21 protein-coding genes are annotated in these 20,334 nt (G+C 59.4%); 10 read left to right on the top strand and 11 right to left on the bottom strand.

The window, feature by feature from the left end; all coding sequences use genetic code 11:
• Positions 1–8: 8 nt before the first annotated feature.
• The 3 genes from gsiD to LT85_RS03235 are packed head-to-tail and all read left to right on the top strand — an operon-like array spanning position 9 to position 2,783.
• Positions 9–914: a glutathione ABC transporter permease GsiD gene (gene gsiD / locus LT85_RS03245; protein ID WP_038494924.1), complete on the top strand. Its 906-nt coding sequence runs from the start codon at positions 9–11 to the stop codon at positions 912–914.
• Positions 914–1,948 carry a DmpA family aminopeptidase gene (locus tag LT85_RS03240; RefSeq protein ID WP_081991987.1) on the top strand — a complete coding sequence of 345 codons (1,035 nt, stop codon included), beginning with the start codon at positions 914–916 and terminating at the stop codon, positions 1,946–1,948. The genes gsiD and LT85_RS03240 overlap by 1 nt, the downstream gene beginning before the upstream one ends.
• Positions 1,949–1,964: 16 nt before the next feature.
• Positions 1,965–2,783, top strand: coding sequence for a M55 family metallopeptidase (locus tag LT85_RS03235; protein ID WP_038485202.1), 819 nt, complete (start codon positions 1,965–1,967; stop codon positions 2,781–2,783).
• 471 nt (positions 2,784–3,254) lie between these two features.
• On the opposite strand, the gene LT85_RS03230 is transcribed toward LT85_RS03235, so the two are convergent.
• Entirely contained in the window at positions 3,255–4,484 is a 1,230-nt protein-coding gene (locus tag LT85_RS03230) for an MFS transporter (RefSeq protein ID WP_038485197.1), read from the bottom strand.
• Positions 4,485–4,618: 134 nt separating this feature from the next.
• Here LT85_RS03230 and gcvA point away from each other — a divergent pair, with 134 nt between their 5' ends.
• Both gcvA and LT85_RS03220 read left to right on the top strand, forming a co-directional pair.
• Complete coding sequence (gcvA, locus tag LT85_RS03225; RefSeq protein WP_038485194.1) at positions 4,619–5,521, top strand: transcriptional regulator GcvA; 903 nt, start codon at positions 4,619–4,621, stop codon at positions 5,519–5,521.
• Between the two features lie 6 nt (positions 5,522–5,527).
• Entirely contained in the window at positions 5,528–6,379 is an 852-nt protein-coding gene (locus tag LT85_RS03220; RefSeq protein WP_038485189.1) for an MOSC domain-containing protein, read from the top strand.
• A 3-nt stretch (positions 6,380–6,382) separates the two neighbouring features.
• Here LT85_RS03220 and LT85_RS03215 read toward each other — a convergent pair whose 3' ends face one another.
• The 3 genes from LT85_RS03215 to LT85_RS03205 all read right to left on the bottom strand — a co-directional run bounded on the left by LT85_RS03215 (position 6,383) and on the right by LT85_RS03205 (position 9,663).
• Positions 6,383–7,957: an aldehyde dehydrogenase (NADP(+)) gene (locus LT85_RS03215; RefSeq protein ID WP_038485186.1), complete on the bottom strand. Its 1,575-nt coding sequence runs from the start codon at positions 7,955–7,957 to the stop codon at positions 6,383–6,385.
• A 22-nt stretch (positions 7,958–7,979) separates the two neighbouring features.
• Positions 7,980–8,654 (bottom strand): GntR family transcriptional regulator, encoded by a 675-nt coding sequence (locus tag LT85_RS03210; RefSeq protein ID WP_052134608.1) that lies wholly within the window; start codon positions 8,652–8,654, stop codon positions 7,980–7,982.
• An 88-nt stretch (positions 8,655–8,742) separates the two neighbouring features.
• On the bottom strand, positions 8,743–9,663 hold the full coding sequence (locus LT85_RS03205; protein ID WP_038485183.1) for a dihydrodipicolinate synthase family protein: 921 nt from the start codon (positions 9,661–9,663) through the stop codon (positions 8,743–8,745).
• 216 nt (positions 9,664–9,879) lie between these two features.
• Between LT85_RS03205 and LT85_RS03200 the strand changes: the two genes are divergently transcribed.
• Both LT85_RS03200 and LT85_RS03195 read left to right on the top strand, forming a co-directional pair.
• Positions 9,880–11,004 carry a branched-chain amino acid ABC transporter substrate-binding protein gene (locus LT85_RS03200; protein ID WP_038485180.1) on the top strand — a complete coding sequence of 375 codons (1,125 nt, stop codon included), beginning with the start codon at positions 9,880–9,882 and terminating at the stop codon, positions 11,002–11,004.
• 89 nt (positions 11,005–11,093) lie between these two features.
• Positions 11,094–11,858: an AraC family transcriptional regulator gene (locus LT85_RS03195; RefSeq protein ID WP_052134606.1), complete on the top strand. Its 765-nt coding sequence runs from the start codon at positions 11,094–11,096 to the stop codon at positions 11,856–11,858.
• Between the two features lie 15 nt (positions 11,859–11,873).
• Here LT85_RS03195 and LT85_RS03190 read toward each other — a convergent pair whose 3' ends face one another.
• The 7 genes from LT85_RS03190 to rsmD all read right to left on the bottom strand — a co-directional run bounded on the left by LT85_RS03190 (position 11,874) and on the right by rsmD (position 17,152).
• Positions 11,874–13,148, bottom strand: a complete 1,275-nt coding sequence (locus LT85_RS03190; RefSeq protein ID WP_038494914.1) for an NAD(P)/FAD-dependent oxidoreductase — start codon at positions 13,146–13,148, stop codon at positions 11,874–11,876.
• The gene (locus LT85_RS03185; RefSeq protein WP_038485176.1) at positions 13,148–13,411 is read right to left on the bottom strand and encodes a (2Fe-2S)-binding protein; all 264 of its coding nucleotides are present in this window, start codon (positions 13,409–13,411) and stop codon (positions 13,148–13,150) included. The genes LT85_RS03190 and LT85_RS03185 overlap by 1 nt, the downstream gene beginning before the upstream one ends.
• Entirely contained in the window at positions 13,404–14,549 is a 1,146-nt protein-coding gene (locus LT85_RS03180) for an NAD(P)/FAD-dependent oxidoreductase (protein WP_052134605.1), read from the bottom strand. The genes LT85_RS03185 and LT85_RS03180 overlap by 8 nt, the downstream gene beginning before the upstream one ends.
• Positions 14,546–15,481, bottom strand: a complete 936-nt coding sequence (locus LT85_RS03175) for a 4-hydroxyproline epimerase (protein ID WP_038485172.1) — start codon at positions 15,479–15,481, stop codon at positions 14,546–14,548. The genes LT85_RS03180 and LT85_RS03175 overlap by 4 nt, the downstream gene beginning before the upstream one ends.
• Before the next feature lie 103 nt (positions 15,482–15,584).
• Entirely contained in the window at positions 15,585–15,863 is a 279-nt protein-coding gene (locus LT85_RS03170) for a YfhL family 4Fe-4S dicluster ferredoxin (protein WP_038485169.1), read from the bottom strand.
• A 106-nt stretch (positions 15,864–15,969) separates the two neighbouring features.
• Complete coding sequence (gene coaD, locus LT85_RS03165) at positions 15,970–16,458, bottom strand: pantetheine-phosphate adenylyltransferase (protein WP_038485166.1); 489 nt, start codon at positions 16,456–16,458, stop codon at positions 15,970–15,972.
• Positions 16,459–16,504: 46 nt separating this feature from the next.
• Positions 16,505–17,152 carry a 16S rRNA (guanine(966)-N(2))-methyltransferase RsmD gene (rsmD, locus tag LT85_RS03160; RefSeq protein ID WP_038485163.1) on the bottom strand — a complete coding sequence of 216 codons (648 nt, stop codon included), beginning with the start codon at positions 17,150–17,152 and terminating at the stop codon, positions 16,505–16,507.
• Between the two features lie 226 nt (positions 17,153–17,378).
• On the opposite strand from rsmD, the gene ftsY reads away from it, so the two are divergent.
• The 3 genes from ftsY (at position 17,379) to ftsX (ending at position 20,332) form a co-directional block, all read left to right on the top strand.
• Complete coding sequence (gene ftsY / locus LT85_RS03155; RefSeq protein WP_038485159.1) at positions 17,379–18,533, top strand: signal recognition particle-docking protein FtsY; 1,155 nt, start codon at positions 17,379–17,381, stop codon at positions 18,531–18,533.
• 171 nt (positions 18,534–18,704) lie between these two features.
• Positions 18,705–19,409: a cell division ATP-binding protein FtsE gene (locus tag LT85_RS03150; RefSeq protein ID WP_038485156.1), complete on the top strand. Its 705-nt coding sequence runs from the start codon at positions 18,705–18,707 to the stop codon at positions 19,407–19,409.
• Positions 19,406–20,332: a permease-like cell division protein FtsX gene (ftsX, locus tag LT85_RS03145; protein WP_038485153.1), complete on the top strand. Its 927-nt coding sequence runs from the start codon at positions 19,406–19,408 to the stop codon at positions 20,330–20,332. The genes LT85_RS03150 and ftsX overlap by 4 nt, the downstream gene beginning before the upstream one ends.
• The last annotated feature ends 2 nt before the right edge of the window (positions 20,333–20,334 follow it).

The following is a 20,334-nucleotide window of genomic DNA, read 5'->3' as shown; positions in this document are numbered from 1 at the left end:
GGCCGCCCGTGACCAAGCCAATCAACCCTGTCGCGGCGATTGCGGCCGCACCATTACCAAATACCATCCGCACCCCCTGGAGCGAATTCTGGCGTAAATTCAAGAAGCAGCATCTGGCGGTCGCCGCCGGCTGTTTCGTGCTGTTCCTGATCGTAGTCGCGATTGCCGCCCCCTGGCTGGTGCCTTACGACGCCGAAAACTACTTCGACTACGACGCCCTGAACGCCGGGCCATCGCTGGCGCACTGGTTCGGCGTCGACTCCCTCGGGCGCGACATTTTCAGCCGCATTCTGATGGGTACGCGGATTTCGTTGACCGCCGGCTTTTCGTCGGTGGCGGTGGGCGCAGTGATCGGCACCCTGGCCGGCTTGATCGCCGGCTATTACGAAGGCTGGGCCGACCGCATCATCATGCGCATCTGCGATGTGCTGTTCGCCTTCCCTGGCATCTTGCTGGCCATCGGCATCGTGGCGATTCTCGGCGGCGGCATGACCAACGTGATTTTTGCAGTGGCGATTTTCAGCATCCCCACTTTCGCCCGGCTGGTGCGCGGCAATACGCTGGCGCTGAAACATCTGACTTTCATCGAGGCGGTACGCAGCATCGGGGCCAATGACCGTACGATTATCTTGCGCCATATTTTCCCGGGCACGATATCGGGCGTCGTGGTGTATTTCACCATGCGCATCGGCACGTCCATTATCACCGCCGCCGGCCTGTCCTTCCTCGGCATGGGTGCGCAACCGCCGATGCCTGAGTGGGGCGCAATGCTCAATGAAGCGCGCTCCGACATGATGACGGCGCCGCATATCGCGATTTTCCCCAGCCTGGCGATTTTCCTGACGGTGCTGGCGTTCAACCTCCTCGGCGACGGCTTGCGCGACGCCCTGGATCCGAAGATCGACCGCCGCTGATGCTTACCTTGCCACATATCGGCGTACTGCCGTCCGGCCCGCTGAACGCCATCAGCGATGTCGCCGGCGTCACTGTCGGCCACGCCACCTTGGCGCAAGACTCAATTCAAACCGGCGTGACGGTGATTCGGCCACATACCGGCGATCCGTTCCGCGACAAGGTGCCGGCAGCCGCAGTGGTATTCAATGGTTTCGGTAAAAGCATCGGCCTGGTGCAGGTACAAGAGCTGGGCGTGCTTGAGACGCCGATCGCCCTGACCAACACGCTTTCGGTCGGCGCAGTCGCTACCGGCCAGATCATCTCCGCCATTGCCGCCAATCCTGGCATCGGCCGTACCGATCCCACTGTCAATCCGCTGGTGTTCGAATGCAATGACGGCTATCTGAACGATATCCAGGCGATGGCCGTCACCGCCGAACATTACCGGCAGGCGCTGGATTCCGCCGCGGCAGAATTTTCCCAGGGCGCGGTTGGCGCCGGGCGCGGCATGTCCAGTTTCGACCTCAAGGGCGGCATCGGCTCCGCGTCGCGCTACGCGACCATCGGCGGTCAGCAATATTGCGTTGGCGCGCTGGTGCTGGCCAACTTCGGCAAGCTGCCCGCGTTGACCCTCGCGGGACAGCGAGTTGGCGCGCAATTGCTGGCGCTGAACAAACCTGACAGCGCAACGCCGGAAATGGGTTCGATCATCATGATCATCGCCACCGATGCGCCGCTCGACGCACGCCAGTTGGGACGCCTGGCCACTCGCTGCGGAATCGGTCTGGCGCGGACAGGATCGATCTACGGCCATGGCAGCGGCGACCTGGCGCTGGCGTTCTCCACCGCACAAACCGTCCCGTACCGTCCGCTTGAGCCTGTCCGCCATTCTTCAAGCTTGCAAGACAACTTGCTTGATCCGCTGTTTGAAGCGGTCGCCGACAGCACCGAGCAAGCTATCGTCAACGCCCTGTTTGCTGCAGAAACAGTTACCGGCCGCGACGGCCATCAACGCCAGTCCTTATATGACATGGCGGCTGGTCAAACTATCTAGACTGAATCCAACAACAATGAAAATCCTGATTTCCGTTGATATCGAAGGCATCGCCGGTGTATTCCATCCAGAACAAGTCCGTCCCGGCAATCCCGAATACGAACGCGCACGCCGTCTGATGACGGCGGAAGCCAATGCCGTCATCGAAGGCGCGCTAGCCGGCGGCGCCAGCGACATCCTGGTGAACGATTCGCACGGCGGCTTCCGCAACCTGCTGCCGGACCTGCTGCATCCGGCAGCCAGCCAGATCCTCGGCAAGCCGCGCCTGCTGGGCATGATGAGCGGCGTTGAAACCGGCGTAGACGGCGTCATGATGGTCGGCTACCACGGCCGCGCCCAAAGCCGCGGCATCCTGGCCCACACGATCAATGGTTTTTCCTTTGCCCGCATCTGGCTCAACAACCAGGAGCTGGGTGAAGCCGGCATCTACGGCGCACTAGCCGGAGAATTCGGCGCACCAGTCATTTTCGGCAGCGGCGACGACGTCTTCGTAGCAGAAAACCAGCCGCTATTTCCACATGCCACCCTGGTCAGCGTCAAAACCGCCCAAGGCGCCAACAGCGGCATTTCGCTATCCCCGCAAAACGCATTAGCGCTGCTAAAAGACGGCGCAGCAACAGCAATCAGCAAGCTCAAGGACGCACGCCCATTTGTCTTGCAACCGACAATCAAATGCAAACTGCAAACCCAAAGCCCGGCGCTAGCCGATCTGTTCTGTCAGTTACCGATGCTAAACCGGATTGATGGCGTCAATCTGGAATTCGACGCACCGTCAGTACAATACGCCGTCAGGATATTGAACAGTTTGTCAGCAATGTCCTTCATGCTGCGCTGAAGTCGCTTTTGACGTTGCAGTTGCAGCTGCTTTTGAAGTTGCTTTTGAAGTTGAAGTTGCTTTTGAAGTTGACCTTGCTTTTGAAGTGCCCCGCATTGAGAACTTGCCAAAAGAGGCGCGTGGCGGTCGGGAATTGTGGGACACATGTTTGAGCGCAGCGAGTTTGTGTCCCACCCGACAGGCACGCGCCTCTTTTGGGGACCTGACCGAAGGGAAGGCAAGGGCTTTGCGGTCGCCTTTTCTTTGCTTACTTTCTTTTGGCGAAGCAAAAGAAAGTGAGCGGCTGCCGGGCCGCCCCCGGCTTGCATCTACGGAGCAGCAAATTCTTTATTTACAAACGCCCTTACTCCGTGGCCCGTTAAAAGGGGTCAGAGGCGCTCGGCCAGAGTAATTTTCGCAAAAACTGCGAAAAAAACTCTGACCCCTTTTAACTATGGCCGCGCGTCGCAGCCGTCCCCATATGCGCGACTATTAAGCTAACTGATCGCCGGTACGCGAAACGGCACTCCGTAATGGTCGGCAAAACCAGACCCCGGCAACCAACTGCACCACCAACGCAACAATCCAAGAAATCCGATGCGCCACCGCCGCATACCCCCCACCATCATGCGGCCAAGCATTCAGCAACAACCCAAACCCATACTGCACAACAAAAGCACCAGCAAAGATCGCCAAGGTCAAACCAGTACTAACCCGGCCAGCCAAATGCGCAGGAAACTCCCTCACCAGCGCCGCATAAGACAACACCCCCGAAGTCCCAAACACCCCATACATCCCCCACAACAGCCAACCCGGCAAAGGCGCATCCAGCAAAATCAGCAACTGCGCCAGCATGAACAAGAACATCCCTGCCCCCGCCGTAGTGTGCAAAGAAATCCCCCGTCGCTGCAACCGCCGCGCCAACCACCCCGACCCCACCGCCCCCAACACCATCGCCAAGCCCACCAACGCCACGATATTCGCCGCAGCAACCGCCGGCAATCGGCTCACATCCCGCAAATAAGGCCCCGCCCATAAACCCTGCACGCCAAGAAACACCCCCTGGCTAGCCATCACGAAAGGCGCGGTACGCCAAAACACCGCACTCCTGAAAATCCCGCCAATATCGCGCATCTGCGCCCCGAGCGTACTCTTGGGATGCTTCTCGTCCTTCTCCGGCACCAGAGTGAACAAGGCCAAAACAATCAACACGATCAACACCGCCACCACAACAAACAGCACGCGCCAGGTAGTCACTCCAAGCGCCCACGCAATCGGCGTGCCGGTAGCCACCGCCCCCAAGCCGCCAATCGCATAAATGGCGCCATTCATGACCGGCAAGTGATCATGTGGGAACCAGGCCACAATCGCCTTCAACCCCGCCATCAGGCAAGCGGAGGTTCCGATCCCCAGTAACAGGCGGCCAAGCAGCAGGCTGCTGAAGCCATGCGCATTCGCCGACACCAAAGCGCCAGTCGCCGCCACTAGCAGCAGGCAAGCGAGCACCCGGCGCGGACCGAAACGGTCCAGCAAAATCCCCAAGGGCAGCTGGCAAGCGGCAAAAGCAAAGAAATACAGGCTGGTCAGCAAACCCAGCTGCGCCGGCGACAGGCCGAGTTCGCTGCTCAACAGGGGCGCGAGCGGCAAATTGATGCCGCGCGCCAGGTAGGAAATAAAATAGCCTGAAGAAAATATCAGGAAAACACGGGTTGCGAGTTTCATGGTCGGTCGCTAATAAGAACAGAATGTCTTAATACTAGTGAGCAAGCTGTACGAATGCCAACGAAGTGTTTTATCCTTATATGTGAATGGAATTAACCGATTAACTCGAAAAACGGCCATCAAGCCCTCCCAAAATGTTTGAACGCCTGCCGCCAACCCAGACCCTGCGCGCTTTCGAAGCTGCCGCCCGGCTGGGCAACTACACCCGCGCCGGTGAAGAACTGAACCTGACGCACAGCGCCATCAGCCATCAGATCCGCGCGCTGGAACAACGCACGGGACGCAAACTGTTCCAGCGCGATGGCCGGCAGATGACATTAACCGATAGCGGCCGCTTGCTGGCCGAGGAAGTGCGGCAAGCGCTGCACGCCCTGGACCTGGCTTTACAGCTAGGAAAAGTAGCGCGCCAGCATGCTGCGCAAATGCTGCGCGTCAGCGTCTCGCCATCGTTCGCCAGCGCCTGGCTGGTGCCGCGTCTGGCGGCGTTTCACCGGCAGCACCCGCACATCAGCATCAGCCTGCGCAGCACCCATGAACTGAGCGAGCTGGATTTCAGCGATGCCGATGTCGCCATCTGGTACGGCCGCGCCGGCGACAAGAGTTTCCGCTACCAGCGCTTGCTCAAGGAAGTAATTTTCCCGGTATGCAGCCCGGCGTTCGCCGCCGCCCATCCGGGTATCACGCCGCAGGATCTGCCGCAATTTCCCTTGCTGCGTTTCGCCCATACGCTCGGTTGGGCACCATGGTTCGTGACCGCCGGCGTCAAGCATGGCGAGCCGCAAAGCGGGCCGGTATACGACGATCCCATGCACTTGCTCGATGCAGCTGCGGCCGACCAGGGCATTGCGCTGGCGCGCGGCTGCCTGGCGCACAACCATCTCGCCAGCGGCCGCGTGGTGCGCTTGTTCGATATCCACGCACCGGCGCGCGGCAATTATTTTTCAGTATCGCCCTTCGATACCGCGAAAGAAGGCGTGATCAACGAATTCCAGGATTGGCTGCGCGCCATCCTGGCTGAATCCACCGCACAGGAATAAATACCGATGTCCACGATTACCACGCTAACGCTCTACCCTATCAAATCCTGCGCCGGCATTTCGCTGCAAGCGGCCACCATCACCACTGCCGGCCTCAGTCATCAGGAAGTACACGACCGTGAGTGGATGGTTGTCGACCGCGCCGGACAATTCCTGTCGCAACGCAGCCATCCGGTCATGGCGCTGATCGTCCCGGCTCTGCAAGCTGACGTCATGACGCTGCAGGCTCCGGGAATGCCATCGTTGGAGATTTCCACTGCTCCGCTGGTGCAAGCGCAAGCCACATCGATGAACGTGACCGTATGGGACAGCAGCCTGAGCGCACACGACTGCGGCGACGCAGCCGCCGCCTGGTTCTCTCAAGTCGTGGGCCAGCCCAGCCGGCTGGTGCGCTTTGATCCTGAGGCAAGACGCCTGGCCAGCAAGAAATGGACGCTCGATGTCGATGCGCCCACACGCTTTGCGGATGGCTATCCGGTGCTGCTGATATCGCAGGGCTCGCTGGATGACCTGAACCAGAAATTACAGGCGCAAGGACGCGCCGCATTACCGATGAACCGCTTCCGTCCAAACATAGTGATCGACGGCGTGGATGCGTTTGAAGAAGATTTTGCTGCATTTATCCAGGCTGGACCAGTGCGTTTGCAGCCGGTCAAACCATGCACGCGCTGTCCGATGCCGGCGATCGACCAGGCTACGGGGAAATTCGGCCCCGACCCGATGGATATCATGCTGACTTACCGCGGCAATCCACGCGTCGACGGCGCGGTCACCTTTGGCGTCAATGCGGTTTTGCTGGAAGGCGCAGGTGAAATCCTGCGCACCGGACAAGAAATAGAAATCGAACTGGATTTTTAGGCGCTACCTGGTCAATTGACCGTCACGACGCTGCCAGATGGCCAGAGGATTAGCATCTTGCAAAGCCTCCGGCAACAAATCTTGCGCCAGGTTCTGGTAAGACACCGGACGCAGGAAGCGATAGATCGCAGCACTACCCACCGAGGTGCTGCGGCTGTCCGACGTGGCCGGAAACGGGCCGCCATGCACCATCGCATGCGACACTTCGACGCCGGTCGGAAAGCCATTGGCCAGGATACGGCCAACCTTGCGCTCCAGCAGCGGCAGCAGGCGACGCACCAAAGGCTTGTCAGCCTCATCCATTTGCAAGGTGGCAGTGAGCTGTCCTTCCAGATGCTCGGTCACTTGCATTAATTCAGCTTCATTTGCACAGGCAACCAGCAAGGAAACCGGGCCGAACACTTCTGCATTCAACACTGGATTGGACAGAAAGGTCGCCGCGCTGGCGGCAAACAAGGCCGGTGCCGCCTGGCATCCGTCCGCCATCGCGGCCTGCCCTAATTGCCGGACACCGGCTTGCGCCGCCAATGTCGCCACGCCACGCTGATAGGCTGCATGAATCCCTGCCGCAAGCATGGTAGCTGCACCGCGCTGCGTCAATTCCTTACCGGCTAGTTGCGCAAAGTGCTCAAAATCCGCCCCCGCGAGGCCCAGCACCAGTCCCGGATTGGTGCAAAACTGGCCGGCTCCCATGGTGACCGAATCGACGAAATTCCGTGCAATAGTTTCCGCCCGCGTCGCCAGCGCAGCAGGCAACAAGTAAGTCGGGTTGATGCTGCTCATTTCCGCATACACCGGAATCGGCTGCGACCGCGCCGCCGCCACTTTCATCAAAGCCAGGCCGCCTTGACGTGAACCGGTAAAGCCAACAGCCTGGATGTGCTGATTCTGCACCAGCGAAACTCCCAGTTCATTGCCGATACCCGTCAACAGCGAAAAAACGCCCTCAGGAAAATTGCAGGCGGCGACCGCCCTTTGTACTGCGTGTCCGACCAGCTCCGATGTGCCAGGATGCGCCGGATGCGCCTTGACCACAACCGGGCAACCGGCCGCCAGCGCCGCAGCGGTATCACCGCCGGCGACCGAAAACGCCAGCGGGAAATTACTGGCGCCGAATACCGCCACCGGGCCAATCGCAATATTGCGCAGGCGCAGGTCGATCCTCGGCAGCGGTTGCCGTTCAGGCAAGGCCGGGTCGATGCGGGCATCGTTCCAGGAACCTTCGCGCAGCACCGCCGCAAACAAGCGCAACTGTCCTACAGTACGGCCGCGCTCGCCTTCCAGGCGTGCGCGCGGCAGGCCGCTTTCAGCCATGGCGCGCGTAATCAGTTCGTCGCCCAGGTCCAGAATTTGTTGCGCAATGGCTTCCAGAAAGCAGGCGCGCATTTCCTGGCTGGTTTCGCGATAGGTATCGAATGCAGCTTGCGCCAAGGCGCAGGCACGCTCGATGTCACCTTCATCCGCAGTATGAAAATCAGGTGCGATTGCTTTTCCCAGTGACGGGTCAACCGCCTGGAATACAGCGCCGCTGCTATTGCTGCCGGCAGCGCCGATCAGTGATTGTCCGGTAATGCTCATGTTTTTCCTTGCTGTCGCTTGCTTAATTTTCGATGACTTTACGCGTAAACAATTCCAGGTAATCAATCAGAGCGTCGGCGCCCTTGGCAGCTTCTTTGGGATCGCCTTCGGCAACCGAAGCAGCCATCTGCATATGGCATTTGGCGCCTTCGACGATATCGCCTTCATGCTGGAAGGCATACCAGAAGCGCCGGCACTTGATGATCAGCGGCGTCACCGCCGCTACCGCCGACGCATTGCGGCAAGCGGCGTGAATCACGTGATCCAGTTCCTGGTCGGCTTGCATATAGGCGTCAAGGTCATCTTTCTTTGCAGCAGCCACCATCCGTTTTGCACAAGCCAGCAAATCCTTGCGCTGCTGCGGCGTAGCCTTGCGCGCGGCGCTTTGTGCAATCAACTGGTCCAATACGCGCCGGGTCTCGATCAAGGTCAGATGTTCGGCAGCCTCGATATCGCTGACGACCAGACCGCGCCGCGGCATCTGCTCGATCAGCCCGTTCGACGTCATGCGCAACAACGCTTCACGCAAAGGCGTGCGTCCATGTCCTGTCATTTCAACCAGATCGGCTTCGACGATAGGTGCGCCGGGCTGTATCCGCAGCGTGACGATCAGGTTTTCCAGCGTGTCGTAGGCGATATCTGCCGCTCGCAATTTCGGCGGCGGCAGGGTGCGTTCACTTTGTTTGCTGCTGATCATGGTGTTTTACTCATCCCTATTCTGCTTACGGTGCACACAATGCCAAATGATAGCAGTCCAGGTAAAGCATGCAGCAGATTCAGGCCCCCTACCGATCAAGTTTGAGCTGGCTCAGGTCAGGACGGGTATCGATGGCCTTCTGGATAACGGCCGCCACTCTTTCACGCTCTGCTCCGGCCAGCGGCTGGCGCGGACGGCGCACGAACTCGTTGCCGACGCCAGCCATCGCTTCGATCAGCTTGAGGTTCTGCACCAGCTTGGTCGACACGTCCAGATGCAGTAGCGGCGTCATCCATTGGTACAGCTTGAGCGCTTCATCGTAGCGCTTGGCTTTCATCAGCGTGTACAGCGCCACCGTTTCTTTCGGGAAGGCGACCACCACCCCAGCCAGCAAGCCGTCAGCGCCGATCGCCAGCGCTTCGAACGCCAGGTCGTCGACGCCCATGAACAACTGATAGCGATCGCCAAGCGCATTGCGCAAGTCGGTGATGCGGCGGATGTTGTCAGTCGATTCCTTGATCGCCACCAGCCATTTGCAATCTGCCAGCTCGATGAAATCCTGCGGCGTCAGGTCGACCCGGTAGGCCACCGGATTGTTGTAGACCATGACCGGCACTTGCGCAGCGTTGGCGATTGTGCGCAGATTGTCCTTGGCTTCGCGGGCGTCGGCGACGTACAGCACCGACGGCATCACCATCAAGCCTTGTACGCCCAGCTTGGCGGCTTGCTCGGCGAAATGTACTGCATCGCGGGTGCGCAGTTCGGAGACGTTGGCAAGCACCGGCACGCGGCCACCGGCCACTGAGAGCGCTATTTTGGTGACTTCCAGTTTTTCATCCAGCGACAGCGTGCTGGCTTCTCCCAGCGATCCGCAGGTGACCAGGCCGTGGACGCCGCTGTCGATCTGGAAGGCGTAGTGCTTTTCCATCTCGGCGTGATCGAGGTCTTCGTTTTCCTTGAATTTGGTGGTGACTGCGGGAAAGACCCCTTCCCATTTGACTGACGACATGTGCGGCTCCTTTAAAGAAATGGTGTTGCAGGCTTTGGTTTTTATCGATACTAATATCTTGCAAATATATTTGCAATATATTTAAATGAGACATTCTTACAAAAACAAGGAGCGGAAAACTGCCGCGTAAAAGCCGGCGCCGACACTGTGCAGAACTCTGCATGGATCTTGCGTAACCCAGTACAAATCCACAGAACTTATTCAGGAGCAAAGAAAATGAGCTTTACCATCAAAGCAATTTGCCTGGCCTGTAGTTTGGTAATCAGCGCTGCATCGTCGGCGCAGGAAGTCGTCAAGATAGGTCTCAGCAGCCCCTTGACAGGCGCGCAAGCGCCGGCGGGGAAAGATAATGAGAGCGGCGCCAGAATGGCGGTCGAACAGCTCAACAAAAGCAAATTCACGGTGGCCGGCAAAGTGTTGAGTTTCCAACTGCTGACTGAGGACGACCAGGGCGATCCGAAAGCCGGCGTCGCGGTGGCGCAAAAACTGGTAGACAGCAAAGTGAAAGCGGTGCTTGGACCGTACAATTCCGGCGTCGCGATTCCTGCATCCAAGGTGTACAACGATGCCGGTGTCGTCATGGCCACTGTCGGCACCAATCCGCGCATCACGCAACAAGGTTACGAACAGGTATTCCGGCTCGATCCCAACGACAACCAGCTGGGCGGCAATATGGCGGTGTATGCGGCCAGACAGCTGAAGTTGAAGAAAGTCGCCGTCATCGACGACCGCACCGCCTATGGCCAAGGGGTTGCCGACGCCTTCCTGAAAGCGGCCAAGGCCAGCCAGATCGACATCGTCAGCCGAGAATTCACCAACGACAAGGCGAGCGAGTTCAGCGCCATCCTGACCTCGATCAAGGGCAAGCAAGTGGACGCCATTTTCTACGGCGGCTACTTTGCCCAGGCGGCGGCGATGAAGCGCCAGATGAAGCAGTTGGGACTGGACGTGATCCTGATGGGCGGCGACGCTATCTGCAATGCGGAAACCGGCAAGCTTGGCGGCGAGGCTGTCAATGACAAGCTGTATTGTGTGCAAGGCGGCACCGTGCTGGGCGACAGGGCTGCTGAAAAGGCGTTCCTCGGCGACTTCCAGAAAACATACGGCAAGGCTCCGCTGACTTACGCACCGTATTTCTATGACGGCATGTTGATGATTGCCGAGGCGATGAAGAAGGCAGGCTCCACCGAACCTGCCAAATTCGGGCCGGTATTGGCAGCCATGAAATATACCGGGGTGGTCGGCGAGTATGAATTCGACGCCAGCCACGACTTGAAGAATGCGCCCGTCACCATCTATCAGTTCAAGGGCGGCGAACCGGTCGCGGTCCCCGCGCATTGAGATCCAGGTCTCGCCGGCGCGGAGACGCCGGCATTTTCCACGGGGTATGATGCAAGCAAACCAAAGCCACGCTATCGCATGAATCGACCATGATCCAGCCCGCCGCACCGATTGCCATACAGACCGACCGCAACTTGCTGGCGGCGTCGCTGGATAATGTATTTTTTGCCGAAGCGCTGTTTGACGCCTTGCCGGATGTCGTATTTTTCGTCAAAGGCAAGCAGGCTGAATACCTGGTAGCCAACCAGACTCTGGTGGCGCGTTGCGGCCTGACGGACAAAACTGCCCTGCTGGGCCGCACCGCCCGCGACATTTTCCCGCCCAGCCTAGGCGCAAGCTTTCTGGAACAAGACCTGCGAGTGCTTGGCACCGGCGTCGACATCCACGATCAGCTGGAACTGCACCTGTATCCGAACCGCGCACCGGGCTGGTGCCTGACCCATAAAATCGTGCTGCGCGACCGTGATGGCGGCATTGCCGGCATGGCGGGCATTTCACGCGACCTGGCCATGCCGGACAAGAATCATCCGGTCTACCAGCGCGTCGCAGCGGCGGCCAGTTTTATCCACGATCACTACGACCAGCAAATCCATATCAGAGAACTGGCCCGCATTGCCGATCTGTCGGTATCTCAGATAGAGCGTTATTTTCAGAAAATCTTTTCGTTGAATCCGCGTCAGATGATCATCAAGACGCGCCTGGATGCGGCGTCCGCTATGCTGGCCGGCCAGCGCAGCATCACCGAGATCGCCGCAGCTTGCGGCTACCAGGACCACAGCGCTTTCACGCGGCAGTTCAAGGCCACCGTCGGCATCACGCCACGCGCCTACCGGCAATTGCTGCAAGCTGGATAACTATCCTTTTCGCCTCTAATCTCCATCTACAGGAGAGGTACTATGCAATGTAATCAGACTGGAGATGCGCGCTGGTGAAATTGGCAAGCGCACCGAATCCGGCTTCCAACCGAACAAGAAGTCGCTGGCGCCGCCGCAAACCCTGCCTTGGCACGGTCCCATGCCGCAACGCGTTTGCAATTTCGCACTACGCCAGCTAGCGTGCGCCTGCAAATCGGCATAAGCAACATCTTCGCAACGGCAAACCAACGTATCGGGATCACACAAACGACGCAGCTCCGGGCGTAAAGCAAATGCATCCTGCAGACGCTCGGCGAAAGCCTGTTGTGCACGGCGCTGCGTCAGCCAGCGCTGCGCAGGCGGGCCAAGAGCAGCGGCTTGTCCACCAGCGATATGACCTTCGGCCAGCGCCAGATCGACGCCGCCTACGCCGGTTCCCTCTCCTGCGCAGTAAACGTTTTCGATGCTTGTTTGCTGATGTTCATTGACCTGTATTGCGCTATCCGCGATGCGACAGCCGAGCGCCTGCGCCAGTTCAGTATTGGGCAACAAGCCATAGCCGCAAGCCAGGTAATCGCACTCTATGCTGAGCCTCCGCTCCGCTATCGTCACCTGCACCGCTCGCAACTGCTGCTCGCCCAGCGCTTGCAACACATAGCTGCCAGCGTGATACGGCACACCCGCCAGCTGACTGCGCAATTGCCAGGCCTGCCGCAATTTTTCAGGAGTACGCACCAGTTGCAGCGCAAAACCCGCCAGCTTGCGCCGGCTGCTTTGCTCCAGCACATGCAGCACCTGTGCGCCATGCTGCCGCAAAGTCGCCGCCACAGCCAGCAACAACGGTCCTGAACCGGCGACGACGATACGCTTGCCGCGCACCGGATAACCGCCTTTGACCAGCGCTTGCAAACCGCCGGCACCGGTGACGCCGGGCAGCGTCCAGCCGGGAAACGGCAACAGCCGCTCGCGTGCACCTGTGGCCAGTATCAATTTGCGATAGGCCAGCTTGAACGTCTGCTGCGGTGTTTCCAGCAACAGTTGCGCCGCCGCTGCCTGTCCAACTACGCGGCTTTGCATGAACCATTGCACGTTGGCCATTTGCTGCAGTTCGGCCCACAGCTTTCCAGCCTGGGGATGCTGGCTGTGTTGCGGTCCGCCGCGCCAGATCTGACCGCCGGCCAGTGGATTGTCATCCACCAATGCCACGGTAACGCCTCTTTGCGCTGCGCTTCTGGCGGCCGCCAGCCCGGCCGGCCCGGCGCCGATGATCACTATGTCGGCAGCGTGCATCATGCTTTAGCCTGCGCGGTTTCTATTCGCATCCCCGCCGCACAAATAGTCTGACAGGCCAGGCAATATTCACGGCCGTCGATGCTGACCCGGCATTCCTGACAAATCCCCATGCCGCATAACGGTGCTCGCAACATGCCGCTGACCGAACGCCGCGTGATTGCCGGTGCGCTATCCAATGCCAACGCTGCCGCCACGCTGCAACCGGCAGCCACCTGGATGCTACGACCGTTGATGTATATCGTGATGTCATCCTCAGCCATGGTGCATTCCCGATTGTTCATCCAACTGTACAGCCAGCTGTGCAAAGCGTGCCGGCAGATACGGCGCTGTCGGGATTGCCGTCTGCTTGCCGGTAATCTGTGCGGCAAGCAGTTGCGCGCTTGCCAGCGAAGTGGTGACTCCCAATCCTTCGTGGCCGGTGGCCAGCCAGACATTTGGCCGCGACGGATGCGGGCCGATCAGCGGCAGGCCGTCGCTGCTGGCGGCGCGCAATCCGGTCCAGCAGCGCAAGGCGTTCAAGCCAGCCAGTGCCGGCAAGAAGCTGGCCGCATGCGCCAGCATGCGCGCCAGGATAGCCGGATCGACCGCCTTGTCCGTGACATCGAATTGACGCGATGAGCCGATCAATAATTGTCCGGTCGGACGCGGCTGCAAATTGAAGGCGACTGAATCGCCATCGGCCGCGTGTGCACTTTTGATGTAACCGAGTTCGACCAGCTGATGACTGATCATGCCGGGATAGCGATCGGTAATGACGATATGCCCCTTCTTGGGCCGGATCGGCAGTTCAGGCAGCAACTGCACGGACGCGCTGCCGTTGGCGACCAGCACTTTGCCGGCTTGCAGTTCACTGCCGTCGGCCAGCAACACGCCGCCCCCGGTAATTGCCTGTACTTGCCCGATGCGCAGTTGTGCGCCGCGGCTCTGGGCTCGCGCCAGCAGCAATGCGGCGCTTTTCGGCGCATAGACCACTGCATCGGCGCCAACTCTCAGGCCACCTTTCAAGCCGGGCCGCAACTGAGGTTCACGCGCGTAGAGAGTCGCGGCATCCAGCAGTTCGCAGGCGATTTCGTGTGCATGCAAGATGCCTTGCTTGTCGCGCGCCGCCGCCATTTCTTCGTCATCGGCCGCAATCCATAAGGTGCCGCAATTGCTGTATTCATGCGGCGCGGGATCCGGCGTGGCAAGCTGCCGCCACAGCGCAAGCGAATAAGAAGTCAGCGCCAGTTCGGCAGGATTGTCGTCCATGACCACCAGATGGCCCATGCCGGCCGCAGTGGCGCCGCTGCCAATGGCTTCGCACTCCACTACCGTCACCGCCAAGCCCTCTGCAGCCAACGCATCCGCACAGGCGGCGCCAACGATGCCGGCGCCGATTATCAGTACATCGATGCTCAAACGATGCCCCAGGCGAAAGGATCGTCCTGGTTGAAAATAAAGCTGCTTTCAGCGTTGACAAAGGCGGTGCCGCGGATAGCTGGCAAGATCTGCTCGCCGTGACGCCGATATGAGGCTTCGAAGACGCTACCGATAATGCTTTCCTGGCGCCAGATTGCGCCCTCGGCCATCTTTCCGTCCGCCGCCAAACAGGCGATCTTGGCGCTGGTGCCGGTGCCGCAAGGGGAGCGGTCGTAGGCTTTTCCCGGGCACAGCACGAAATTGCTGCTGTGGTTGCCGGCCTGCCGGGCCGGACCGAATAACTCAATGTGGTCGATCGGCGCGTCTCCTGCACCAGTAATACCGGCCAGCTCTAGACTGGCGCGCACTGCCCAGGAAAAATCGGTCAGGGCGGCGATGTTTTCTTGCCGCACATCCTGCCCATGATCGCCGATCAGAAAAAACCAGTTGCCGCCCCAGGCAATATCGCCGACTACACGACCATAATCTGGCACTTGCAACGCGACGTCCTTGCGCCAGCGGTACGCAGGGATATTGTGCACGGTCACGCTGGCGTCGGCATGTAGCTCAGTCTCGACCACGCCGACCGGTGTCTCTATCTTGTACCGGCCAGGACCGATGCGCCCCAGATAGGCAAGCGAAGCGACCAGCCCGATGGTGCCGTGGCCGCACATGCCGAGATAGCCGACATTATTGAAGAAAATGACGCCAGCCTCGCACGCAGGATCTTGCGGCTGGCATAACAGTGCGCCGACCAGCACGTCGGAGCCGCGCGGCTCGCACACCACTGCGCTACGCAAGCGATCGTGTTGCGAGCGCAGTAGTTGCAGCCGCTCCGACAAAGGTCCGTTGCCAAGATCCGGGCCGCCAGCCAGCACCAGACGGGTAGGTTCGCCACCAGTGTGGGAATCAATAATCGAAATTTTTTCCATGCCGACAGCGTAGCGGGGCCGGGAAACGCTGTCTTGTCGTTACCGGCTGCAATAGATGACGAAATCGGCATAGTGCCGATAGCTGTGCCTGCAGCGGCAAGAATCAGGGTTGTTTGTTGGTAGCCGGGGCTGTCAGTTCAGCCTGCAGGCGCTCGTACTTGGCTTGCAGCTGTTCTTTGGATTCACGCCAGGCCGGATCGAAAGGGATGCAGGCGACCGGACAGACTTGCTGGCATTGCGGCTCGTTGAAATGGCCGACGCATTCGGTGCATTTATGCGGGTCGATCTCGTAGATCTCGGGCCCCATGTAAATCGCACCGTTGGGGCACTCTGGCTCGCATACGTCGCAATTAATGCAGTCATCGGTGATCAATAAAGCCATTGCACTACTCTTTTTAACTCAAGTTACAGCGGAAGCCGGAAGCAAAACACGGAAATGCACCTTGCTTCGGCTATTTTATTCTTTTCGGATAGGCGCCGCTTGCCGCTTAAGGCTGTTGGGCGTCGAGTTTTTCCTTCAGCCATTTTTCAACAGAAGGGAAAACGAACTTGGAGACATCCCCGCCCAGGGTCGCGATCTCGCGCACGATGGTGCCGGAGATGAACTGGTACTGGTCGGATGGCGTCAGGAAAAGCGTTTCAACATCCGGCAGCAGATAGCGGTTCATGCCGGCCATCTGGAACTCGAACTCGAAATCGGAAACCGCACGCAAGCCGCGTACGATCACATTAGCGTCGTGCTGGCGGACAAAATCCTTGAGCAAGCCGGAAAAGCTCTCCACCTGCACATTGGGGTAGTGGCCCAGCACCTCGTTGGCGATCGACAAACGCTCTTCGAGAGAGAAGAACGGCTTTTTGTTTTTACTGTCGGCGACCCCGACCACCAGCTTGTCGAACAGCCCCGACGCCCGCCGGACCAAATCTTCATGACCACGCGTGAGCGGATCGAACGTTCCCGGATAAACTGCAGTAACCATCTTGTTCCCCCTCCCAATCAGATCGCGCATTATGCCTGAAATTGCCTCAGACTGAAGTAGCTTGCCTTTTAAGCAAGTGATAGAACACCATGCCCGCCTTGTCGGCTCTGAGCAGTTGCCAGCCGCCCAACCAGGACGGCAAGGCATCCGCCTCCAGCGCGAACTCGGCTTCCAGATACAGCAAACCCTGTTCCGCCAGCAAACCCTGGCACAGCGGCAGGATTTTTTCCAGCCAGCCCTGCTGATAGGGCGGATCCAGGAAAATCAGGTCGTAGCGCCCGGCTTCCGCGCCGGCCTTGCTCAGCCAAGTCGCCGCATCGCTGCGCAGGATCCGTACCTGGCTGGCGTCCAGCTTGATTTTAGTGGCTTCCAGCTGGCGCACTGCCGGCGTATTGTGTTCGATCATGGTGACGTCCTGCGCACCGCGGCTGGCGGCTTCAAAACCCAGGGCACCGGTGCCGGCAAACAAGTCCAGGCAACGTACCGCCTCCCAGTTGCCATCCAGCAAATGATTGAGCCAGTTAAACAGGGTCTCGCGCACCCGGTCCGGTGTCGGCCGCAAGCCTTCGCTATCGAGCACAGCCAACGGCGTGCGCTTCCAAGCACCGCCAATGATTCTGACCTGGCGCGCCAAGGGCGGCCTGATGGCATGCACCGGTGTTTTCGGCGGCTTTTTACTGCTTGGTTTTTTCATTAATTTTAGTAAATAGGGGAAAAATTTCCGGGATTTTATCGCTTCGACAGCATTTTGACGCCAATTCGGGCGCCAACACTACCCGCATTAGAGGGCGGCCGGCAAGACTATCCTGAATTCGATAGCCTGCGCTCTGATAGAATGCCGGTGATTGTACCTCTTGTGCGACTGGCTCTGGCAGCCCGCCGCCGTACCCTATTTCACCGCCCGACCGACCAGGCCTCAGATGTTTAGTTTCTTCAAGAAAAAACCCAAACCCGAAGTTGCGCCAGTGCCGGAAGCGCCGGCAGCAGAATTACCGCAGACGGCGGCAGTCAACATTCCAGCCGACGCAACGCCTGCCGTTGTCCCCGCTACTGCTACTGCTACTGCTCCTGCTATCGCGCCGATTATAGAAGTACCCGCGCCAATCGCTATTGCGACACCGGCCGTCGTCGCTGAGGCGCAAGCCGAGATTGTCTCGGCTCCCGTGGCTGCGGAGCAAAAACGGTCCTGGCTGTCACGCCTGAAAACCGGGTTGTCCAAGACCTCATCCAACCTGAGCACCTTGTTTGTCGGCGCCAAGATCGATGAAGACCTGTATGAGGAACTGGAATCGGCGCTGCTGGTTTCCGACGCCGGCGTCGACGCCACTCATTTCCTGTTGAACGCCCTGAAAAAGAAGGTCAAGGAAGAAAAACTGACCGAGGCGGCCCAGGTCAAGGCCGCGCTGCGCACTTTGCTGATCGATTTGCTGACGCCTTTGCAAAAGCCGCTGGTGCTGGAAGAGCATCAGCCGCTGGTGATCATGATCGCAGGCGTCAACGGCGCCGGCAAAACCACGACCATCGGCAAACTGGCCAAGCATCTGCAGGCGCACAAGCAATCGGTATTGCTGGCAGCAGGCGATACGTTCCGTGCCGCCGCACGCGAACAACTGACGATCTGGGGCGAACGCAACAACGTCACGGTAATCGCCCAGGAATCCGGCGACCCTGCCGCAGTAGCTTTCGACGCCGTCCATTCGGCGCAGGCGCGCGGCACCAATGTGGTGATGGTGGATACCGCCGGCCGCCTGCCGACACAGCTGCATCTGATGGATGAGCTGAAGAAAATCAAACGCGTGATCGGCAAAGGCATGGCCACTGCCCCGCACGAGATTTTGCTGGTCATCGACGGCAACACTGGCCAGAACGCGCTGGCCCAGGTCAAGGCTTTCGACGATGCGCTGGGACTGACCGGGCTGGTGATCACTAAACTGGACGGCACCGCCAAGGGCGGCGTGCTGGCGGCAATCGCCACCACGCGCGCAATCCCGGTCTATTTCATCGGCGTCGGCGAACAGATCGAAGACTTGCAGCCGTTTAATGCCGCCGATTTTGTGGATGCGCTACTTAATTAATTGCGGGACAGAGACGGCCAGCGTTGGCTTTAAGAGCCACCGCAGCGTGGCGAATTACTCTGTCCTTAACTGATCAGATCGGGCGTACCAAGCAACATAGTACTTCGCAAAACAAGCGAAAAATGACAAGTTCCAAGCGTTTCCATTCAACCTGCTTAGCCAACATTTGCGATGATTGAATTCAACCAGGTATCCAAGAAATACGCCCGCGACGTAGTCGCGCTGCGCGACATCACGCTCACGGTCAACAAGGGCGACCTGATTTTCCTGGCGGGGCCATCCGGCGCTGGCAAAACCACTCTGCTGAACCTGATTGCGGCGATCGAACGCCCCAGCAGCGGCACGTTGACTGTCAGCGGCGCCAATGTCGGCAAGCTGAAATCGTCGGGCCTGCCATATTTGCGGCGCAATCTCGGATTGATCCTGCAACAGCAAAAATTACTGCAAGACCGTAGCGTGCTGGCCAATGTCATGCTGCCCCTGCTGGTCACCGGCGCCACCCGCGTCGAAGCAGAGAAGCGAGCCCAAGCCGCGCTGGACCGGGTCGGCTTGCTGGACAAGGCAGCCACTGATCCCCTTGCGCTGTCCGGCGGTGAGCAGCAACGCGTCTCGATCGCCCGCGCTATTGTCAACCGGCCCCAGATCATCCTGGCCGATGAACCGACCGCCAATCTCGACCGCGACAACGCCAACAAAGTGCTGGATGCGCTCAAGTCCTTCCATGCGGTCGGCGTGACTTGCCTGATTTCTACCCATGACGAACAGTTCCTCAACAGCGCCAACCGCGTCGTGTTCCTCGACCAGGGCCAGATCGTGGATCACTGGCAGAATTCCGCTGTCACTGTTAATGCCGGCAATACGGGAGGTGCAGCATGAAGAGCTGGCTGCGACAACATCTGTTCGCCATCAGCGACGCCTTCACCCACCTGTTCAAGGCGCCCGGCGGTTTTGCGTTGAATGTGCTGGTGGTGGCGATTGCCTTGGCGTTGCCGTTCGGCGGCCTGACCCTGATAGAAAACATCCGGCCGGTATCGGAGCAACTGGCGGTGGAACCGGAAATCAGCATCTTCATGACGCTGGACGCCGCGCGCGACAAGACTGTGGCGCTGGCCAAGCCGATCGATGCGGTTTTGCAGCAGCACCATAGCTCGGCCAAGGTATTGTTCATTCCCCGCGAAGACGCCTTGATCAGCCTGAAAAACAAAACCGGCATGGACGACGCTCTGACGACGCTCGGCCAGAATCCTTTACCGGATGCCTATGTGCTGAAACTGGCAGGTTTCCACGACGCCCCTGACGCAGCCCGCATCGATGTGATCGCGGCCGACCTCAAGGCTTTGCCTGGCGTCGATACCGTGCAAGTCGATTCGGAATGGGTCAAGCGGCTGGCGGCCCTGCTCGGCATCTTGCGCCTGGTGCTGCTGTTCTTGGCCACGACGCTGGCTGTGGTGGTGGTTGCGGTGGTATTCAATACCGTGCGCCTACAGGTGCTGACGCAGCGCGAAGAAATTGCGGTGGCCAAGCTGGTCGGAGCGACCGATGGCTTCATTCATCGGCCTTTCTATTACACTGGCGCCCTGCTCGGCCTGTGCGCAGGCGGCGTGGCGTTGGCGGCCGTGGCGCTTGGCTTGCAACCGCTGAACCAGGCGATAGCCGAATTCGCTCGCTTGTATGCTTCCGAATTCCGTCTGCTGCCGCTGAACTGGCTGGCCAGTATTGTGTTGCTGGCCATCAGCGCCGGCCTCGGCCTGGTGGGCGCGGTGCTGTCCGTGCGGCGTCATCTGGCGCGATTGGCCTAGAG

The organism is Collimonas arenae (genome assembly GCF_000786695.1).
GTDB classification, from domain to species: Bacteria; Pseudomonadota; Gammaproteobacteria; order Burkholderiales; family Burkholderiaceae_D; genus Collimonas; species Collimonas arenae_A.
Note: the sequence above shows the minus strand (reverse complement) of the source record. Positions and strands in the feature narration are given on the sequence as shown.